Source organism: Paraburkholderia sp. BL6669N2, from assembly GCF_003387275.1.
GTDB lineage: Bacteria > Pseudomonadota > Gammaproteobacteria > Burkholderiales > Burkholderiaceae > Paraburkholderia.
The window spans coordinates 1732641-1752102 of the sequence record NZ_QUNA01000001.1; the positions used below are offsets into that span (position 1 = coordinate 1732641).

Consider the following 19462-nt stretch of genomic DNA (forward strand, 5'->3'; position numbering starts at 1 on the left):
GCTCATCTAATCCGGAGACCTGCAAGCGATGAACTCATTCAAGCGTGCGCGTACGCGCGCACTCGTCCTCTCGTGCCTGCCGTTCGCGGGCGCCGCGCTGTCGAGCGACGCGGCGGCGCAAAGCAGCGTCACGTTGTACGGTGTCGTCGATAACGCGTTCACCTATGTCAGCAATCAGCGCGGTCACGCCAATTTCTACATGAGTCAGGGCAACCTGCAGGCGAGCAAGTTCGGCTTGCTCGGTTCGGAAGACATCGGCGGCGGCACGAAAGCGATTTTCCGGCTGGAGAGCGGCTTCAACTCGCTGACGGGCGCGCAGAGCAGCGCGGGTTTCCTATTCAATCGGCAGGCCTATGTCGGGCTGAGCAACGACCGGTACGGGACCTTCACGCTCGGCCGTCAATACACCCCCTACTTCCAGATGGTCGGCGCACTCGGGCCGACCGGCGTGCTGACCGGCGCGACCGGCGCGCACCCAGGCGATGTCGATGCGCTCGACACCACGCTGCGCTTCAATAATTCGGTAACCTATCTATCGCCGAACATCGCCGGCCTGCAATTTAGCGCGCAATACGGCTTGGGCGGCGTGCCGGGCAGCGTGGCCAACGGCAGCAATTTCAGCGCGGCGTTTCGCTACGACTACAAGCCGTTCGCGGTCGCGGCGGGCTATGTCAAGCTGAAAGACATTGCGACGAGCGCGGCGCTCGGCACCTTCGCGATCAACTCGCCGGTGAATAGCGGTTATGCGACGGCACGCAGCGCGCAACTGTTCGCCGCGGCCGCTCGTTATAACCTGCGGGACCTGATGGTCGGCGTCAACTATTCGAACGTGCAGTATGCGCCGGGCTCCGGTTCGCTATTTGCCGGCGAAGCGGTGTTCAATACGTACGGCGTGATTTCGACGTATCGGATCACGCCGGCGGTGATCGTCGGCGCCGGCTACAGCTATACGCGCGCAAGCAAGGCGAATGGCATGAGCGATCCGGCGCGCTATCACCAGATTTCGCTGGAGCAGACCTATAACCTCTCGGCGCGCACTACGTTGTACGCGCTGGAAGCGTATCAGCTCGCGCGCGGCAAGACGCTGATCGCGGCGGGCGGCGCCACGAGCATCACCGACGCGGTGGCCGTGGTCGGGGATTCGCAGAATACGACGCCGTCATCGGGGCCTTCGCAGTTTGTCGGGATGGTGGGGTTGAGGCACGCGTTTTGAGGGCGACCTGAAGGGACAATGAGCAACGGTGAACCCGCGAAGAGAATCGGCTGCAGGAACACGCCGAGGGACTTCGCGGGATGCAGAAGCGACTCGTGCTAACCTCGCTGGACAGGCACTGTGCTTCAGTGCCGGCTCTCGTACGGAGACCTGGACGATGGACTGCGCCGCCCTGCCGATCCTTGACTGTCACCAACACTTCTACGACGCCCGACGCTTCCATTACCCCGTGTTCGCGACGCGCAGCGAAGGCTTCGAAGCGCTCGTCGGCGACTACGGTGCGCTCCCCCGCATCTACTTACCCGACGACTACGCGTGCGACACGAGCGCGTTAAATGTCGTCGGCACAGTCTGGGCGGAATTCATTTCGACCGATCCGGTGGGCGAGGCAGGCTGGGCACAGGAACTGGCGGACGCGACACGACGCCCTGACGGCATCATCGCTCTGGTCGATTTTTCGAGTCCTGATCTGCCAGCCACGCTAGACGTGTATTCGTCAGCGCGACGGATCCGTTGCGTTCGCCAGCATCTGGGCTGGCATCCGGCGAACCCGCTGCTTCGCTATGCGCCAAGGCCGGACCTCATGTCGGACCAGGCATGGCGACGCGGACTCGCGTCGCTACGGGGACGTGGCGTGATTTGCGAACTGGAAATGTTCGCGCCGCAACTGCCCGAACTTGCTGCGCTGGCGACTGCGTTTCCCGACACTCAGTTCGTGCTGCCCGTCATGGGCTGGCCAGTTGACCTGACCAGCGAAGGCCAGGCGGCGTGGAAACGTGAAATGAAAGCGGTGAGCGCGTGTCCCAATGTGGCAGTGAAAATATTCGGGCTGGAGTGCATCTTCGGCATTCATTGGACGGTCGCTCAGGTCCGGCCCTGGATACTGGAAACCATTGAAGTCTTCGGCCCCGATCGATGCATGTTTGCCAGTCATATGCCGATAAGCAAGCTGGCCTGCAGCTTCGAAAAACTGTATCGCGCGTACTTTGAGGTGATAGCGGAATTCAGTGTTTCGGAGCAGCGAAGACTCCTCCATGACACGGCCGCGGCGATTTACAAGCTGAGCTAAATGTTGGTTGCGGGAGAACGGACTGCGCGTACCGCTGCGAACGAGGGTGAAGCGGTCCGTCGTCGTACTGATCCGTTCCAAGAGGGACCAAGGTATGGACACGCAAGCACTGCTCGGACACAAGTACCGGTCCACCGCCAATCTGTACAACGACGATAGGGACTCTCGGCATGCGTGGGAAAGTTGTCCGAACAAGCCCACTGGGACCGGCGCATCAACGTGAGCCTGTGAGGCCTTGACCTGTCAGGTTTGCCGACGGTTGAGCGAGCGTCGTACGCCTAGCGACGCGCGCTCAATTCGTGGCTATCGGTCTGCGGCCCACGCCGCATCAATGTTTTGGGATTCGATATTCATCCCAATATCCATTTCGCATTAAATCGATTTCTGCTTTTCAATTTCTGATCATTATCAGATTGCTTTCGAAGTAAAATCACGCGGGAAAGAGAAATAATCAGATCGAGAGGCGGCATGGGCACGCAGGACATAATCGGGGCGATTACGGGTGGACTGTTGCAGCAGGACCGCCTTCTGAAACTGGATACACCGGCCGGCAATAACGTCTTGCTGCCCCACCGTGTCACCGGGTGCTCGCGGATCGGTCGTGACTTCTCCTTTCTGCTCGACTGCGTGTCGACCCAGGGCGACGTCCAGCTCAAAACGCTGATCGCCCAGACCGTTACGCTCTGGATCCAGCAGGCCGATCGGTCTTACCTGGCCCACCATGGCTATATACATACAGCGCGTCGGCTGGGAGCCGACGGAAATCTCACAAGTTACCAGTTGGGATTTTCCTCGTGGATGCACTTTCTGAAGTTCCGGCGTGACCAGCGACACTGGCAGGACAAGGCAGCGGACGAAATCGTCTCGGACGTATTCAACCAGCATCCGCAGGCAAACGGGATGTACCGGTTCGCGCTCTCGAAGCCGCTGCCGAAGCGTTCCTACTGTCGGCAGGACGAGACCGACTGGAACTTCGTGCACCGGCTTCTCGAATCCGAGGGCCTGTATGGCATCTGGCAGCAGGCGGCGGACGGCAAATCACACACGCTGGTCATCACCGATCGCCTCGAGACGCTCGAACCGCTCTCACCTGCAACGGTCGGGTTCTATCGTGCCGGCGTGAGCAGTGAGGCCGATGCGCTCACCCAGTGGTCAGGCACGCGGACGCTACAGTCCGCGCTGCTGTCGACGCGCACCTTCGACTACAAAAGCCCGTCGACGCCTTCCAGCCCCAAAGGCACGTCGGTACCGGCCATGGCGAATCAAGGTGCGCTGCCCGCGCAAACCGAAGTCTACGAATACACCGGTGGCTATACGTACCCGGAGCAGGACCGTGGCGATCACCTGTCGAAGATTCGCATGGAGGAATGGGAGTCGCAGGCCAAGCGCTTTCACGGCGTGGGTAGCCTGCGCGCGATGGACGCGGGCCGACGCTTCACACTGACCGGTCATCCCGAGCATGACCACGACGCCGCGGACCAGAACGAATTCGCGAGTATCGAGGTCGAGTGGATCATCGAGAACAATCTTCCGCTCGCCGGGCACGAAGCGAACTACCCACACAGCCTGAATCATCAGCTCGCACAGGCCCGCACCGGCGACCCTGGTCAGATTTTCAGCGCGAGCCACGCGGACGGCTCCACCGGGTTCTACCGGGTCGCTGTCGAAGCGCAGCGCACGACGGTGCCGTACCGGAGCTCGTTCGAACATCGCAAGCCCGAAGCGAAACTGGAATCGGCGATTGTGGCCGGACCGAAAGGCCAGGAGTGCTACACCGATGAACTGAACCGGGTGAAGGTGCTATTCATCTGGGACCGGCTCAATGAAGGTGACGAGCGCGCATCGTGCTGGGTGCGTGTGGCGCAGTCCGATACCGGCGATGGATATGGTGGCGTCCACATGCCGCGCGCGGGCGAAGAACTCCTGATCGGTCACATCGGCAATGACATCGACCGCCCGATTGCGCTTCATCGCGTGTACAACGGCGCGGCGAAACCGCAGTGGCATTCGAACGGCCTGCTTTCCGGCTATCAGTCCCGGGAATACGGCGGTGGCGGCGGCTATAACCAGCACGTCATGGATGATTCCACGGGGCAGCCTCGCATGCGGATCATGAGCAGCCACGGCATGAGCGGTCTCCATCTCGGCTACCAGATCGTCCAGGACGGTAATTCACGCGGCGCGTACACCGGCAGCGGGTTCACCCTGCGCACCGACAATGCAGGCGCCGTCCATGCGGGCGAGGGACTCTATTTCAGCACACATCAAATCAGCGCCGACGGTCAGCCGCTTGATACCACCGCGCCGCGCGAGATCCTGGCGCGCGCGGATCTGCTGGTCGAGTCGTTGTCCTCCGCAAGTTCGACCGCCAAGGCCGAGGATATGAAGCCTGGCCGCGAAGCGCTTTCACAGTTCGCGAAGGCGACCCAGCACAGCAAGGCGGGCGTGACCAAAGGCGGCAATACGGCAGGCGGTGGGACAGGAAACGCCAATGCGTTTGCCAAACCCGTCATGCTCGGATCGAGTCCGGAGAGCATGGGTTTTACCACGCACGCGTCGGCGCAGATGGTCGCGGACGACCATCTGAATTTCGTCAGCGGCAAGGACACGTACTTGGCCGTGGGCAAATCGCTGGTTGCGAGCGTCGCAGAAAAAATCAGCGTGTTCGTCCAACGCGCCGGTATGAAACTGATCGCCGGGAAAGGCGCGATCGACATCCAGGCGCTCACCGATCAGCTGCGATTACTGTCCGAACTCGGACTGACGCTCAAGAGCAACAACGGCAGCATCGAGATCGATGCGAAGACCGAGTTGATGCTCAAGTGCGGCGGCTCATATATCCGTATTACCCCGCAAGGAATTGAGGACGGCACGCGCGGTGCACGCACGATCAAGTCGGCGTCGTTCAGCCGGCAGGGTCCGAGTTCGGTGGCCGAGCATATGAATAGCCTCGAGAAGCCGGCGTTCAACGACAAGTATCTCTTGCGCGACAGGATCACCGGCGACCCGCTCAAGAACCACCCTTACGAGATCGTGCGTGGGGACGGCACACGCCTGAGCGGGGTCACGGACGAGCTCGGCCATACGGTCGAGCAGAAAAGCAACGATATCGAAACGGTGGTGATCCGGGCGCTGCGGCCTGGCACGAGCAACGCATAAGCGAGAATCCATGAGCGAAAATCAGCCCGACAATTCGGGTACACCGGGCCAGACGTCCGGCGACGACGATGCCGAACAGGAAGTCGTCCGCCTCGCGTCGCAGACTGATGAGGACGGCCACTCTTCCGCCCAGGCGCCCTTGACGCCGGCCGACGACACCCGCGCCAAGGAGACCTTGCACGATCTGCGCCCCATCATTCCCGTGATTTTTATACCGGGCGTGATGGGCTCGCCACTGGCCGCCAAGGACAGTGGCGACGCGGCATGGTCCGCACCAAATACAGACACGATAGGTGCATCACTCGGCGCGTTGTGTTCGCTCATCGCGGGATGGTTTCGCAGCGCGTCGTCGCGCGAAACACTTTTCGATCCCGAGAGCGTCATGGTGACGCCGCTCGGTCCGATCGTCGACCTTGGAGAGAAAGACCCAATTACCGAGAAGGAGGCGCGACGCCGCGGCTGGGGTTCGGTCTATCGGACCGGCTATCAACCTGTCCTGCTTTGGCTCGAGCAACAGTTGAACAACCCAATGCTGCTCGGCAAGCCAGAAGGCGCGTGGATCAATCCCGATCCCGAGGGCGAGAAATGGGCACTCCATCCCGTGCTGGGCACCGATCCGAAGACCTACGGCGCCATTGCTGCAGCAGGAAAAGGCCAGGTGATCGCACCCGACTCCGCGGAATTCAAGAAATTCGCCAAGTATCGCTATCGCGTCTACGCGATCGGATACAACTGGCTGCAGTCGAACGACCTCTCGGGGCGTGATGTGGTGAATGGTCTGGACGTCCCCGATCCCCAGACAAAGAAGACGGCACGGCTGATGGGCGTGACCGAGATCTGCAAGGAAAACGATACGGGCAAGGCCATTATTCTGACGCACTCGATGGGTGGACTGGTGGCGCGCTTCGCGGTGCTGAACCATGGGCTCGAAGGTCTTGCGCACGGCGTATTTCATGGATGTCAACCGGCCACAGGTGCTCCTCTGGCGGCCAAGCGTTTCAAGACAGGCGGCAGTCCCGAAGGCGGTATGAATGGTTTCATCAATGGCAGTCTGCTGGGGCGCGATGCGGACGAGTTCATGGCGGTGATGACGAACGCGCCGGGACCGATGGAGCTCACGCCGATGCCGGATTATCACAATGGCGCGCCGTGGTGGATTTTTGCGCGGCCCGGCGGACAGGTGGTCATGCAGTTCCCGGAGCACGGCGATCCGTATAACGATTTGTATGTGAATCCCAAGTGGTACGGTTTGCAACCGCCCGACAAACAGCTCGATCCCGCTGGGATCGTCAAGACGCGGCTCGCGGCAGGCGGGCTTCAGACGAGCCTATCGGATTATTATCGATCGACGATGGAGACGGTTGTAAAAAACCAGAGCCATTTGAAGAATCATTACCATGGCAAGACATATGTAGCCTACGGCGAGGGTGGCCTCGACTTCAGGTCACCACAGTCGAGCACGACGACAGAGGGCAGCGACAAGAGCAAGCCCGGCATCGAAAAAGGAGACCCGACGAAGAATCTGTTGACGTGGGGTAACGCAATCTGGACCGGGGATGTGCCATCGGACGTGCAGGCGCCTGAACTTCAGGCCGCAACGTTGCTGCACGACTCGGGCAAGGGCGAGATCCGCGTGTTTCTGGAGCAACGCAAACTGAGCGTTACGTTCACCGTCCAGAAGACAAACACGTTGCCGGATGTGAACGCCAAGACGGACTGGTCGCAGGTGGCAACGAAGACAGGAATCATCCGCGGCGACGGTACGGTGCCGGTATGGTCGGCCGATGCGCAGGCGCGCGGGTTGAAGCCGGATGTGCCTGGCGACCCGGCCAAAGGAGTTCAGATGGCCTTCGTGCAGGGCGGATACCAGCACATGACCAGTTATGCGCACCCATGGACGCACTGGGCGATACTTTACAGTGTGGTCCAGATGGTCAACGACATCTAGGTGCCGGGAACATGTTAATGGTTCGCCTCTTTCGCCCCCTCATTCTGCTGGCGGGTCTTTGCACCTGCTCTCTTGCGCTTTCCGTGGAACCAATGATGAACAATCCACTGCTGTCCAAAATGCGCCCGTGGTGCATCGGCCGCCTCGTATTCGACCGGCCCGCGTCGAGCGAGATTTCGAATCAACATTACGCGTACAGGGGAGACAAACTCGAAACAACTCATAATGTCTCACTTGATGCCTATCGCACCAAAGTCGATGCCCGGGAGAACGAGTTGCGTACGAAGCAACGCTATAACCCCGTCAACCTGGATGAGAAAACCGGAAAAGCTTGGCTGGAGAAGGCTTTTTCGCCGGTCAATGATTCGCGTTTTTTTATCTACCAGGAAGGCGTGGCGAAAGTCGAGATGCCTTTTAAAACGGATGGCTACCTCTTAGCGGATCACACACTCTTTCATACCGTCGGCCTCATGGGCGCGTCCGCTCTTGGTAACTCCGAGAATATCTACAACGACACCTACAGACGCATCAAGGCGCGAGACAACTGGACAGTGCCGACGGAGTCGGGGTTTTGCTTCGACGGCGGGATCGTCACCGGATCGTCGACATACACTGAAGAAGTCAGCCAGTCGTTTGCACTGATGCCGGGCCGACCTGCACTGCTCCTGATCAAGATGCGAGATGCGGTCGAGCAGGATCAAGGTCAACCGCTCACCAGGAATCTGTCCGAGCTTCGCGCACAACTCGATCGAATGCCTGGCAGCTATCGCATTCTGCGCAAGGGCAAGCGCGTGGTGGCCGGCATGGACGCCGAAGAGGTCCTGTTTGCGCTTCAGGACGGCCCGATTACGGTCTACCGTTTCTATCTGCTGGCACCTGGCAATCCTGCCACGCTTGCACAACCGCATACTTCGGTTGAACTGCTGCTCGGCACGTCTTCACGGAGCGACCTCCCGCCGGACCAGGCAACGTCGCCGGTCGATGAGGCGGGAGCGCTGCAGGTATGGGACGCCCTGCTGAATAGCCTCCGGCAGCGACCGGGTGCAGTGTAGGAGCGTACTATGCGGCGTTACGACATTGTGAAAGGCGACAAAACGACGGTGGGAGGTATCGTGCAGGGTGGTGACGGTAACGACCTGCTCGGCGGGCGCGAGCAGGCGTATGAGACCGATCCCGTCCTGTGCCCGGTCTGCAAGACCGTTGGGTTGATCAAGTGCGAAGGCGCGCGCATTTCCACGACAGGACCAGACGGCCGGCAGGCGGCACTGAGCGATGATCTGTGTGTCTGTCTGTGCACGCCGCATCCGCGCCTTGTGCCGTCGCAAACGACGTCTTACGTTGACGTGTAGGCGCCGCTGCACGCTGACGCAGCGAACCGATAACGAATACTAAGGAGGGGGACTTAATGATGAAGCGCATATTCAGTCTGATGCTGCTGCTGGCGATCGTGGCAACCATGGCGGGTTGCGCGTCGCTGAAATGCATTCCAACGTGTTGATGTTCCGAGGCGCGTTCCCGGCAGAGACGGGCATCGTGCCGACGATTGATCTGCGTCGCAAAGGCAACTCCCTCGCCTCGGCAACGATTGAGCATCGTCATTGTAGCGACGACAAGATCGCTGCGGATGGGCCGTAAGCGCCGAAACAGTTCGTGCTGGTCAATGCAAATGGGACTGCCGACCCTGAAGCATAACCGGGCAAAATGCGTGATCGTCACGGAGTACTGCGCCGACCAGTTGTTCTTGCCACTGGAACCCATGGAGGTCCATGAGACTCACCGGGAAGGCGCATCGCTTGGTCGCTCGCATTTGATAGTTGATTTGCGAGTCAGCTCCAAACAAAAAACCCCGCAGAGCCTAGACTCTGCGGGGTTCTCTCTACCACTTCTGGCGGAGACGGAGGGATTCGAACCCTCGATCCAGGTTTTGGCCCAGATGCTCCCTTAGCAGGGGAGTGCCTTCGACCTCTCGGCCACGTCTCCCAAACTTTCGGTCGCGCAGGGAGTCAGCGCGACGAAGCCAAGATAATAGCGGGCCGAACCGCGAAGGTCAATGTCTGGCGGACAGTTTTTGTGCCAGTTTCGTCATTGGCGACGCAATTTACTCACCCAAGCCACCGCGTTCGCACAAAACAAACGGGGCGCTCCTGCACGCCCTGTCTATTCAAAACCACTTACGCCTGATCCAGTTCGAACGCTTTATGCAGCGCGCGCACGGCAAGCTCCATGTACTTCTCGTCGATCAGCACCGAGATCTTGATTTCGGAGGTCGAGATCATCTGGATGTTGATGCCCTCTTCCGACAGCGTGCGGAACATCGTGCTCGCGATACCCACATGCGAGCGCATGCCGACGCCCACCACCGAGACCTTCGACACCTTCGGATCCCCCAGCACCTGCTCGGCCTGCACGTGACCCTTCACCTGGTTCGTGAGGATGTCCATGGCGCGTTGATAGTCGCCACGGCCGACCGTGAACGTGAACGCCGTTTTGCCTTCCACGCTCTGGTTCTGGATGATCATGTCGACGTCGATATTCGCGTCCGCCACCGGGCCGAGAATCTGATACGCGATGCCCGGCTTGTCGGGCACACCCATCACGGCGATACGAGCTTCGTCGCGCTGAAACGCGATGCCCGAGATGACTGCTTTTTCCATGGTCTCGTCTTCTTCAAAAGTAATCAGGGTGCCCGACTTCATTTCAGCGTCGAGCGGTATCAGCGGATCGGTCAGGCTCGACAACACACGTGTCTTCACCTGATATTTGCCGGCGAATTCCACCGAGCGGATCTGCAGCACCTTCGAACCCAGGCTTGCCATTTCCAGCATTTCTTCGAACGTGACGCGATCGAGCCGGCGCGCTTCTTCCACCACGCGCGGGTCGGTCGTGTAGACCCCGTCGACGTCCGTGTAAATCAGGCATTCATCGGCTTTCAACGCGGCCGCGACCGCGACCGCCGACGTATCCGAACCGCCGCGGCCGAGCGTGGTGATGTTGCCGTCAGGATCGATACCCTGGAAGCCGGTGATCACCACCACCTTGCCCGCGTCGAGATCGCGCAGCACGCGCTCGCCGTCGATTTCGCTGATGCGCGCTTTCGTGAACGCGCTATCCGTTTTGACCGGCACTTGCCAGCCGGCGTAGCTGACCGCGTCGACCCCGGCTTCCTGCAGCGCGATGGCGAGCAGACCCGAGCTGACCTGCTCGCCCGTGGCGGCAATCATGTCGAGTTCGCGCGGGCTCGGCTGACCCGTGATTTCCTTCGCGAGACCGAGCAAGCGGTTGGTTTCGCCGGACATCGCCGACGGCACGACGACCATCTTGTGGCCAGCCTTGTGCCATTTCGCGACGCGCTTGGCGACGTTCTTGATGCGCTCGACCGAGCCCATCGAGGTGCCGCCGTATTTGTGTACGATGAGTGCCATTGTCGTTCTGAACTGGAGGAGAAACCGCGCTGGCGCGCTGGAGACGACCGCACAAAAGCACAGAAGCGCAACGTCTTGTGAACGACGGCAGAGTGTGTGGCGGCGTAAATGCAGCACGCGTGCAGCACGCGCGGATTTGCCCGGGAATGATCGCTGATGGCTTACCGGAAACGACGGATCACGATCGCAAACCGACTAATTCAACAAAAGCGAAGGCGAAATCGGGTCGGGCAAACAAGTTAACGTACCCGATCGAGCGCAAAAAGACAAGCCGGAAAGGCCATCCGATCGCGCTGAATACGCGCCGCAAAGGCCTGTTTCATGCGGATTTGCGCCCTATTTCCGGATTCGCCGCACGGACAATCGAGGTGTCCGACCGGCCGGTCAGGCGATCAGCAGATCCTCGCGCCAGACGATCCTGACGCGCGATTCGGCCTCGTCGATCGGCTGCGGCAACGTAGCGCGATTGATCCCGAGCCCGGGCACGAACAGCAGCTCATCGCCGATGTAAAGCAGCGGCACATCGCGCTTCCATGCGGGAATGCCGCGCTCCTGGAACAGATTTTTCAACGTGCGGCTCGGTGCGCCAGGCGCGTCGCTCGTGCGCATGCGTTCGCCGCCGCTGCGCGGACGCGCGCTCAACACCGCACGCTGCAAAACGCTCACGGGAATCGTCGCGTCGGCGTCACCGACCGCGGCGTCGGCGAATACGAACGTGCCGCGCCATTGCGGCAACCGCCAGATCGACTCGCCCTGCCACGCGAGCTCGCTGACCGCGCGCGCGGCGAGCGCGGTTTCGTCGGCGGGCTCGCTACTGTCTCCCGCTTCCCAATAGATCACACCGCGATAGCTGCGCAACGCATGTCCCGCGTGATCGATGCGCAGACCATGGCCCTCGCCCGCCGCGCCGATTTCACGCAACTGACGCAGCGCATCGCCGAGACGCGCGCTCGATGCGGCGACGAAGCCCAACGTGCGCATCCAGTAACGCAGAAGATTGAGCGCGCGGTCGTCGTCAAGCGCGAGCAATGCATCGTGCGATAGCGCGCGCCCTTCGTCGCGTGACGCTTCTTCCATATCGATGCGCGCAAGCGTATCGAGCAAACGCTGCGCCGACGCCGCGTGCGCCGCCGTGCGCGCAAGCGCGTCGCGAAAGCCCGGAAAATGCACGGCCAGGGCCGGCGTCACTTCGTGGCGCAACGCATTGCGGGCGTAGCGTGTATCGGCATTCGATTCATCGTCGATCCAACGCAACGCACGCTCGCACGCGTATTGCTCGAGCTGTGCGCGCAGTAGATGAAGCAAAGGCCGCACGCGCGTTGCCGACGCATTCGCCGGCAAATACTCGGGCGCCATCGCGGCAAGACCGGCGAGACCGGCGCCGCGCAGCAATTGCAACAACACAGTCTCAGCCTGATCGTCCGCATGCTGCGCGAGCCACAGCGTGGCTACACCATGCGACGCGCACATCTCGTCCAGCGCGCGATAACGCGCATCGCGTGCGGCGGCTTCGACGCTCACGCCCGCATCACGCGACACCTCGACGCGCTCTGCCGCGAACTCGACACCACGCTCCAGCGCAAACGCCTCGCAGTGCGCGAGCCATGCATCGGCATGCGCGCTAAGCCCATGATGCACATGCAGCGCGATGCAACGCGACGCGCCCGCGACACGCACCGCGGCGTCGAGCAGCACACTCGAATCCACCCCGCCACTGAAGGCAATCGCAACACGCGCGCTAGCGGGAAGCGCAGACAAAGAAAAGCCGACCGCCTCGAGAACGAGGCGGTCGGCGGGTGTTTCGGCGGTGGAGGTCACGTCGCTAGCGCATCAAGCGCTGAAGGACGAAAGAAAACGCGCGCGGGCTTAGGCACCCGGCGTCGTTTCCTTGAATTTGCCGTACGACATCAGCCGTTCGAAACGGCGTTGACGCAGGTCGTTGATGCTCATGCCCTGGAACTGGCGCAGTGAATCGGCGAGCGCACGGCGCAGCATCGCGGCCATGCCTTTCGGATCGCGATGCGCGCCGCCCAGCGGCTCGTTGACGATCTTGTCGATCAGGCCGAGCGCCTTCAGACGATGCGCGGTCAAGCCGAGCGCTTCCGCGGCTTCCGGCGCTTTCGCGGCGCTCTTCCACAGAATCGACGCGCAGCCTTCAGGCGAGATCACCGAATAGGTCGAGAATTGCAGCATCAGCACGCTGTCGCCGACTGCAATGGCCAACGCGCCGCCCGAACCGCCCTCGCCGATGATCGTCGCGATCAGCGGCGTCTTCAGCTCGGCCATGACGTAAAGATTGCGGCCGATCGCTTCTGACTGCCCGCGCTCTTCCGCGCCGATGCCCGGATACGCGCCCGGCGTGTCGATGAACGTGAAAATCGGCAAGCCGAATTTTTCGGCGAGACGCATCAGACGTTCGGCCTTGCGATAGCCTTCCGGACGCGGCATGCCGAAGTTGCGCAGCGCGCGCTCTTTGGTATCGCGGCCCTTCTGATGGCCGATCACCATGCACGCCTGGCCGTTGAAACGCGCGAGGCCGCCGACGATCGACAGGTCGTCCGCATAGTTGCGGTCGCCGTGCAATTCGTGGAAGTCGGTGAACAGCTCGCTCACGTAGTCGAACGTGTACGGGCGTTGCGGATGACGGGCGATTTGCGAAACCTGCCACGGCGTGAGGTTCGCGTACAGATCTTTGGTGAGCTGTTGACTCTTCTTGGACAGCCGCTCGATCTCTTCCGAAATATCGACGGCCGAATCGTCCTGCACGAAGCGCAATTCTTCGATCTTCGCTTCGAGTTCAGCGATCGGCTGTTCGAAATCCAGAAACGTGGTCTTCATTGTTTGTAATCCTTGGACTTACCGGCAGCGCGTATTCTAACCGCGCGCGCCGATGTCAAAACCATCTCGCAACTATCAATCTTTAACTTTTGATAGCTTTTGAAATAGTCCCATTTCTTCTTTTTCAGTAGTCGACCGGCAACGGGTCAAGACTACGCCACATATACCAGGTGGCGACGGTGCGCCACGGCTCCCAGTTGGCGGCGACCTCGCGCGCTTCGCTGCGTGTGACCGGTTCGCCACTGAAGTAGTTGACGCTGATCGCACGAATCAGGCCCAAATCGTCGAGAGGCAGGACGTCGGGGCGTGACAGGTTGAAGATCAGGAACATCTCCGCGGTCCAGCGGCCGATGCCGCGAATCTGCGTGAGTTCGGCAATCACAGCCTCGTCTTCCATCGACGTCCATTTGCCGACGTGCAGCGCGCCCGAAACGAAATGCTGCGCGAGATCGAGCACGTATTCGGCTTTGCGCCTGGACAGCCCGCACGTGGTCAGCTTTTCAAGACCGAGCTTGATGAACTGCTGCGGCACGAGCTTGGGACACGCGGCCTCGACCTTCGCCCAGGCGGCCTGTGCGGACGCGACCGAAATCTGCTGCCCGACCACCGAACGCGCGAGCGTGACAAACGGATCGCCGCGACTCAGCAGATGCACCGGGCCGAACTTCGGAATCAGTTTCTTCAGAATGCGATCGCGCTTGACGAGGTCGGCACACGCCTTGTCCCAATAGGCCGGACGCGTGACTTCAGGCGTGAGGCCAGCGATCTGCACCGGCACCGCGGCTTCGCTCGCGCTCGCCGCTTCGCCGCCCGCGGTTGCGGACGCGCGCGTCTTGCGCACCACTTCGCCTTCGTGCCCCTCGACCTTGATGCGGGCGAGTTCCTGCACGTCACCGGCCAGTTCCGCCGACAAGGCGCCGTTGCTCTTCGCACGCTGCGGCTTCGCGCGCTTCGCGACAGGCGCGTGCGCCGACGCGCCGTTGAGCGCACGCTGCACGGTGGTCTTTTTCGCTGCGCCCGCTGCGGTCTTGGCCACCACCCCGGCGGCTTTCGACGATGCTTTCCTTACCACGCCGCTGCCCGTGCGAGCCGACGTGCGTGTCGACTTTGCCGCGGCTGCCGCGTTTGTTTGAGACGCGGCTCGTTTAGCCGGCGTCTTCGTGGCCGTTGCCATCCTGCCTCCTGCCTGGCGAGTCGATCAAAGGGTAAGTCGGGGTGCGCTCACACGCGCCGCCACTCGGTCAACCCGCCGGGTTTGTCTTCAAGTGCAACGCCGGCCTCGAGCAATTCGGCCCGGATCCGGTCTGCTGCCGCATAGTCCTTCGCCTGTTTGGCGGCCACGCGCGCCGCGATCTTCGCTTCGATCGCGGCGGGCTCGAGCGCGCCCTCAGCTGCAGCCCCCGCTGCCTGCTGCAGGTATGCACGCGGCTCGCGGCCGAGCAGTCCGATCACCGCGCCCAGCGAGCGCAATTGACGGGCCAGCGCGGGGTCGCGCGTGCGATTCACTTCTGTTGCCAACTCGAACAACACCGACACTGCAACCGGTGTGTTGAAGTCGTCATTCATTGCTGCCTGGAAACGAAGCGCATGCGCTTCGTTCCAGTCGAGCTCGGCGGCGTCCGGCGTGACGTCTTTCAGCGCGGTGTACAAACGCGCGAGAGCGTTGCGGGCGTCGTCGATATGCACGTCGCTGTAATTCAACGGCGAGCGGTAATGCGCGCGTGCGATAAAGAAACGCACGACCTCGGCATCGTACTGCGCCAATACTTCGCGGATCGTAAAGAAGTTGTTCAACGACTTCGACATCTTCTCATTGTCGATCTGTACGTAGCCGTTGTGCATCCAGAAATTGACGAAGGTTTGACCGGTAGCGGCTTCACTTTGCGCTATTTCGTTTTCATGGTGCGGAAACTGCAGGTCCTGCCCGCCGCCGTGAATGTCGAAATGTTCGCCGAGCAATGTGCAGCCCATTGCCGAGCATTCGATATGCCAGCCGGGACGGCCGCGCCCATACTTCGAATCCCAGCCTGTATCCGCCGGCTCTTCCGGCTTGGCCTGTTTCCACAAGACGAAGTCGAGCGGGTCCTGCTTCGCGTCGTTCGCCGCGACGCGTTCACCCGCGCGCAGATCTTCGAGCGACTTGCCCGACAGCTTGCCGTAGTTCGCGAACTTGCGCACCGCATAGTTCACGTCGCCGTCGCTCGCCTGATACGCGTAGCCGTTCGCTTCGAGCTGCTCGATCATGCCGAGCATCTGCGGAATGAAATCCGTGGCGCGCGGTTCGATGTCGGGCCGCTGGATGCCGAGTGCGTCCGCGTCTTCGTGCAATGCGTTGATGAAGCGATCGGTCAGCGCCTTGATGGTCTCACCGTTCTCCACTGCGCGCCGGATGATCTTGTCATCAATATCCGTGATATTGCGCACGTAGGTCACGTCGTAGCCGAGCGTGCGCAACCAGCGCTGCACGATGTCGAACACGACCATCACGCGCGCATGACCGACGTGACAATAGTCGTACACGGTCATCCCGCAGACGTACATTCGCACGACGCCTTCTTGCAGCGGCACGAAAGTTTGCTTGTCACGCGCGAGCGTGTTGTAGATGCGCAGTGATTCCATAGAGAACGGTGCGTGGGCCGAAAGAAATCCGCAATGTGTTTCATGCGCGGCGTGCCCCGCCAGTCAAGAACCGGACGGCGGGCGCGTCGCATACAGCAAAACCGGTGCACCTGGTGCGGCGGTCAGGCTGCGATCAAGGCGGAGACGACCACGAGTGGCGAAAAGACAGTTTGCGGTTCGACGGAACGCGCAGACCTTTTGTTAGAATGGGTCGGAGTATAACATCCAGACCTGAGCCTATGAAACCTTCAAGCGGCCGCGCGCGCAGCGCTGCGACCCTCGCCGCGACGGCCTTCGGTGGCGCCACGCGGGCCCTCACCTTGCGCGTCACCGTGGCGCTCGCCCTTGCGGCCATGCCGGCCGCGGCCGCCTTTGCGCAGAAAACCGCCACGCTGCCGCAGGGCCCCGCCGTGCGCGACAACACGCCGGAAATTGACGCATCGATCGCGCAGAAAAACTGGGCCGCCTCGCTGACCCAGCTCGACGCGCGCATCGCCTCGAATCCGCGCGACGCGCAAGCGAAGTTCAAGCGCGGCACGGTGCTCGCCCACCTGAATCGCGACGACGAAGCTATCGTCGCGTTCACCGAACTCACGCAGACCTACCCTGAGTTGCCCGAGCCCTACAACAACCTCGCTGCGCTTTACGCGAAGCACGGTCAATACGCCGAAGCGCGCGTCGCGCTCGAAACGGCCACCAAGGTCAACCCGGGCTACGGCCTCGCCTACGAGAATCTCGGCGACCTGTATCTGCGCATGGCCAATGAGGCCTATCGCCACGCGCAGAGCCTGGGCAAGGTGAGTCCCACCACCACGCAGCGGCTCGCGGACATTCAGAAAGTCATCTCGCCGGTCAAGACCGCGGCCAAGGCGAAACAGGCCGTTAGCACCGAAGACGACTACACCGCCCGCGCCACCTCGAACATGACGCAAACGCCGAGCTTCCAGTACGGCGGTGCGAACGGCTCGCTCGCCATGCCGCCCTACATGGCGCCGTCGAAGTAAAGCCATCACGTTTCGCGTAATACGTTTTTTCCAACCCTGAGGATCTTCATGAAATGGTTGATGTTGGCGCTCGGCAGCGCCGCCCTGATCGCAAACGCTCCCGCATTTGCCCAGTCCGGTTCGCAAGCCGCGCATCCGTCCGTCCTCTTCAAGACATCGGAAGGCGACATCCGCGTCGAGTTGTATCCTGAGAAAGCGCCCAAGACGGTCGCCAACTTCCTCGACTATGTGAAGTCCGGCCAGTACAGCGGCACGATTTTCCATCGTGTGATTCGTGGTTTCATGATTCAGGGCGGCGGCTACACGCAGAGCTTCGCGGAGAAGCCCACTCGCGCGCCAATTCCGCTCGAAAGTCGTAACGGTCTGAAGAACATGATGGGCACGCTCGCCATGGCGCGCACCAGCGACCCGAATTCGGCCACCGCGCAATTCTTCATCAACACGGTGGACAATGCCGGCCTCGACTATCCGAATCCGGACGGCAACGGCTATGCGGTGTTCGGCAAAGTCACGGGCGGCATGGACGTCGTGAAGAAGATCGAAGGCACGCCCACCACCTCGCGCGGCCCGATGAGCGACGTGCCGCAAAAGCCGGTCGTGATCGAGTCGGCCACGGTCGTCGGCAAGTAATTGCAGGACCAGGACGCGCGCCGCAGTCAGGCGCGCGCATGAGAAAAGCGTCAGCGCTCAATCCACGCCCCGGCGCGGCTCAACGTCAACGCATGACGACTCGCCGCGCCTTTTACCCACCCTGTTCATCAAAGGATTCCATCATGGTTGAACTGCATACGAACCACGGCGTCATCAAACTCGAACTGGACGCTGAAAAGGCGCCGAAGTCGGTTGAGAACTTCCTCAACTACGTGAAGGCCGGCCACTACGACAACACGGTGTTCCACCGCGTGATCGACGGCTTCATGATCCAGGGCGGCGGCTTCGAACCCGGCATGAAGCAGAAGCCGACGGGCGAGCCGATCCCGAATGAAGCGAACAACGGTCTGAAGAACGTCAACGGCTCGGTCGCCATGGCGCGCACGAACGACCCGCACTCGGCCACGGCGCAATTCTTCATCAACGTGAACGACAACGACTTCCTGAACCACTCGTCGCCGACGCCGCAGGGCTGGGGCTACGCCGTGTTCGGTAAGGTCGTCGAAGGCCTCGACATCGTCGAGAAGATCAAGAAGGTCAAGACGGGTTCGAAGGGCTTCCATCAGGACGTGCCGGCGGACGACGTGGTGATCGAAAAGGCTGTGATCGTCGACTAAGTCGTAGCGAGCATCGATTCGTTCGAACTGATATCAGGCACCTTCAATGCTGCAAGAAACGCCGCTGCGAAGCGTCGCCGCGGGCGTGCCTGGCGAGGGCAAACGCCCGCACGCCGCACGCCCGTTTTTTTTCCTCTCCGATATTCATCTGAGCGAGGCGATCCCGCATACGGTCGCCGCGTTCGAGCATTTCATCCGCTTCACGGCCGAGCAGGCCGATTCGGTGTTCATACTTGGCGATCTGTTCGAGTACTGGATCGGCGACGACATGCTCGCCGAGCCGTTCGTCGCGCGCATGGCGGCGCTGCTGCATACGTTGTCGGAACGCGGCATCGCGCTCTACATCATGCACGGCAACCGCGATTTTCTGCTGGGCAAGCGCTTCATGAAAGCGGCCGGCGCGATCTGGCTGCCCGATCCGTTCGTGATCACCGCGTTCGGCACACGTATCGCGCTCGCGCATGGCGATGGCTTATGCACGGCCGATCGCGGCTATCAAGTGTTCCGGCGTTTTGCGCGTAACCGTTTTGCGCAGATGCTGTTTCTCGCGTGGCCGTTGCGCTGGCGTCAGAAGCTCGCCGAAAACATGCGCTCGAAAAGCGAGCAAGGCCGCGCGCGGCCGGTTTCGCCGAAATACGATGTGACGGCGGCGGCCGTGGCCGCGTTATTCAAGTCGTCGAAAACGGCGACCCTCATTCATGGGCACACGCACCGGCCGGCGCGGCATCGCGAGCCGGGCGGCACGCGCTGGGTCCTGCCGGATTGGGATCTCGACCACGGCGAACGCCGTGGTGGGTATTTGCGTATCGATGCTGAAGGGATTCGGGCGTTGCCGTTGGGTTGAGTGTGGCGGCAGTTGATTGCACCCGTGCCGACGGGTCACGTGCGCAAGGTAGTTCCGCGCTGTTCCACGCCACGCGTG

At 61.4% G+C, this 19462-nt stretch carries 15 protein-coding genes and 1 tRNA gene; 10 read left to right on the forward strand and 6 right to left on the reverse strand.

Annotation, left to right across the window (positions count from 1 at the left end; genetic code table 11):
* Positions 1-28: 28 nt before the first annotated feature.
* The 6 genes from B0G80_RS07990 to B0G80_RS08015 all read left to right on the forward strand — a co-directional run bounded on the left by B0G80_RS07990 (position 29) and on the right by B0G80_RS08015 (position 8738).
* Positions 29-1213, forward strand: coding sequence for a porin (locus B0G80_RS07990; RefSeq protein ID WP_116117623.1), 1185 nt, complete (start codon positions 29-31; stop codon positions 1211-1213).
* 157 nt (positions 1214-1370) lie between these two features.
* A complete protein-coding gene (locus B0G80_RS07995) occupies positions 1371-2282 on the forward strand; it encodes an amidohydrolase (RefSeq protein ID WP_116117624.1) in 912 nt (303 codons plus the stop codon).
* A 468-nt stretch (positions 2283-2750) separates the two neighbouring features.
* Positions 2751-5441, forward strand: a complete 2691-nt coding sequence (locus B0G80_RS08000) for a type VI secretion system Vgr family protein (RefSeq protein WP_116117625.1) — start codon at positions 2751-2753, stop codon at positions 5439-5441.
* A gap of 10 nt (positions 5442-5451) precedes the next feature.
* Positions 5452-7389, forward strand: a complete 1938-nt coding sequence (locus B0G80_RS08005; protein WP_116117626.1) for an alpha/beta hydrolase — start codon at positions 5452-5454, stop codon at positions 7387-7389.
* Between the two features lie 11 nt (positions 7390-7400).
* Positions 7401-8441, forward strand: a complete 1041-nt coding sequence (locus B0G80_RS08010) for a T6SS immunity protein Tli4 family protein (RefSeq protein WP_116117627.1) — start codon at positions 7401-7403, stop codon at positions 8439-8441.
* Between the two features lie 9 nt (positions 8442-8450).
* On the forward strand, positions 8451-8738 hold the full coding sequence (locus B0G80_RS08015; RefSeq protein ID WP_116117628.1) for a PAAR domain-containing protein: 288 nt from the start codon (positions 8451-8453) through the stop codon (positions 8736-8738).
* 537 nt (positions 8739-9275) lie between these two features.
* Here B0G80_RS08015 and B0G80_RS08020 read toward each other — a convergent pair.
* The 6 genes from B0G80_RS08020 to cysS form a co-directional block, all read right to left on the reverse strand.
* A tRNA-Ser gene (locus B0G80_RS08020) sits at positions 9276-9369 on the reverse strand.
* A 191-nt stretch (positions 9370-9560) separates the two neighbouring features.
* Positions 9561-10811 (reverse strand): aspartate kinase, encoded by a 1251-nt coding sequence (locus tag B0G80_RS08025; RefSeq protein WP_106279546.1) that lies wholly within the window; start codon positions 10809-10811, stop codon positions 9561-9563.
* A 384-nt stretch (positions 10812-11195) separates the two neighbouring features.
* Positions 11196-12629 carry a tRNA lysidine(34) synthetase TilS gene (gene tilS / locus B0G80_RS08030; protein ID WP_116117629.1) on the reverse strand — a complete coding sequence of 478 codons (1434 nt, stop codon included), beginning with the start codon at positions 12627-12629 and terminating at the stop codon, positions 11196-11198.
* A gap of 48 nt (positions 12630-12677) precedes the next feature.
* Positions 12678-13649 carry an acetyl-CoA carboxylase carboxyltransferase subunit alpha gene (locus tag B0G80_RS08035; RefSeq protein ID WP_074283028.1) on the reverse strand — a complete coding sequence of 324 codons (972 nt, stop codon included), beginning with the start codon at positions 13647-13649 and terminating at the stop codon, positions 12678-12680.
* A gap of 124 nt (positions 13650-13773) precedes the next feature.
* Positions 13774-14823, reverse strand: coding sequence for a DNA-3-methyladenine glycosylase (locus B0G80_RS08040; protein ID WP_116117630.1), 1050 nt, complete (start codon positions 14821-14823; stop codon positions 13774-13776).
* 47 nt (positions 14824-14870) lie between these two features.
* A complete protein-coding gene (cysS, locus tag B0G80_RS08045) occupies positions 14871-16268 on the reverse strand; it encodes a cysteine--tRNA ligase (protein WP_106279538.1) in 1398 nt (465 codons plus the stop codon).
* Positions 16269-16507: 239 nt separating this feature from the next.
* Between cysS and B0G80_RS08050 the strand changes: the two genes are divergently transcribed.
* From B0G80_RS08050 to B0G80_RS08065, 4 genes are all read left to right on the forward strand, one after another.
* Positions 16508-17272 (forward strand): tetratricopeptide repeat protein, encoded by a 765-nt coding sequence (locus tag B0G80_RS08050; RefSeq protein WP_116117631.1) that lies wholly within the window; start codon positions 16508-16510, stop codon positions 17270-17272.
* 48 nt (positions 17273-17320) lie between these two features.
* A complete protein-coding gene (locus B0G80_RS08055; protein ID WP_116117632.1) occupies positions 17321-17902 on the forward strand; it encodes a peptidylprolyl isomerase in 582 nt (193 codons plus the stop codon).
* Positions 17903-18045: 143 nt separating this feature from the next.
* Positions 18046-18540 carry a peptidylprolyl isomerase gene (locus tag B0G80_RS08060; RefSeq protein ID WP_106279532.1) on the forward strand — a complete coding sequence of 165 codons (495 nt, stop codon included), beginning with the start codon at positions 18046-18048 and terminating at the stop codon, positions 18538-18540.
* A gap of 46 nt (positions 18541-18586) precedes the next feature.
* Positions 18587-19384, forward strand: coding sequence for a UDP-2,3-diacylglucosamine diphosphatase (locus tag B0G80_RS08065; RefSeq protein WP_106279530.1), 798 nt, complete (start codon positions 18587-18589; stop codon positions 19382-19384).
* Positions 19385-19462: the final 78 nt, after the last annotated feature.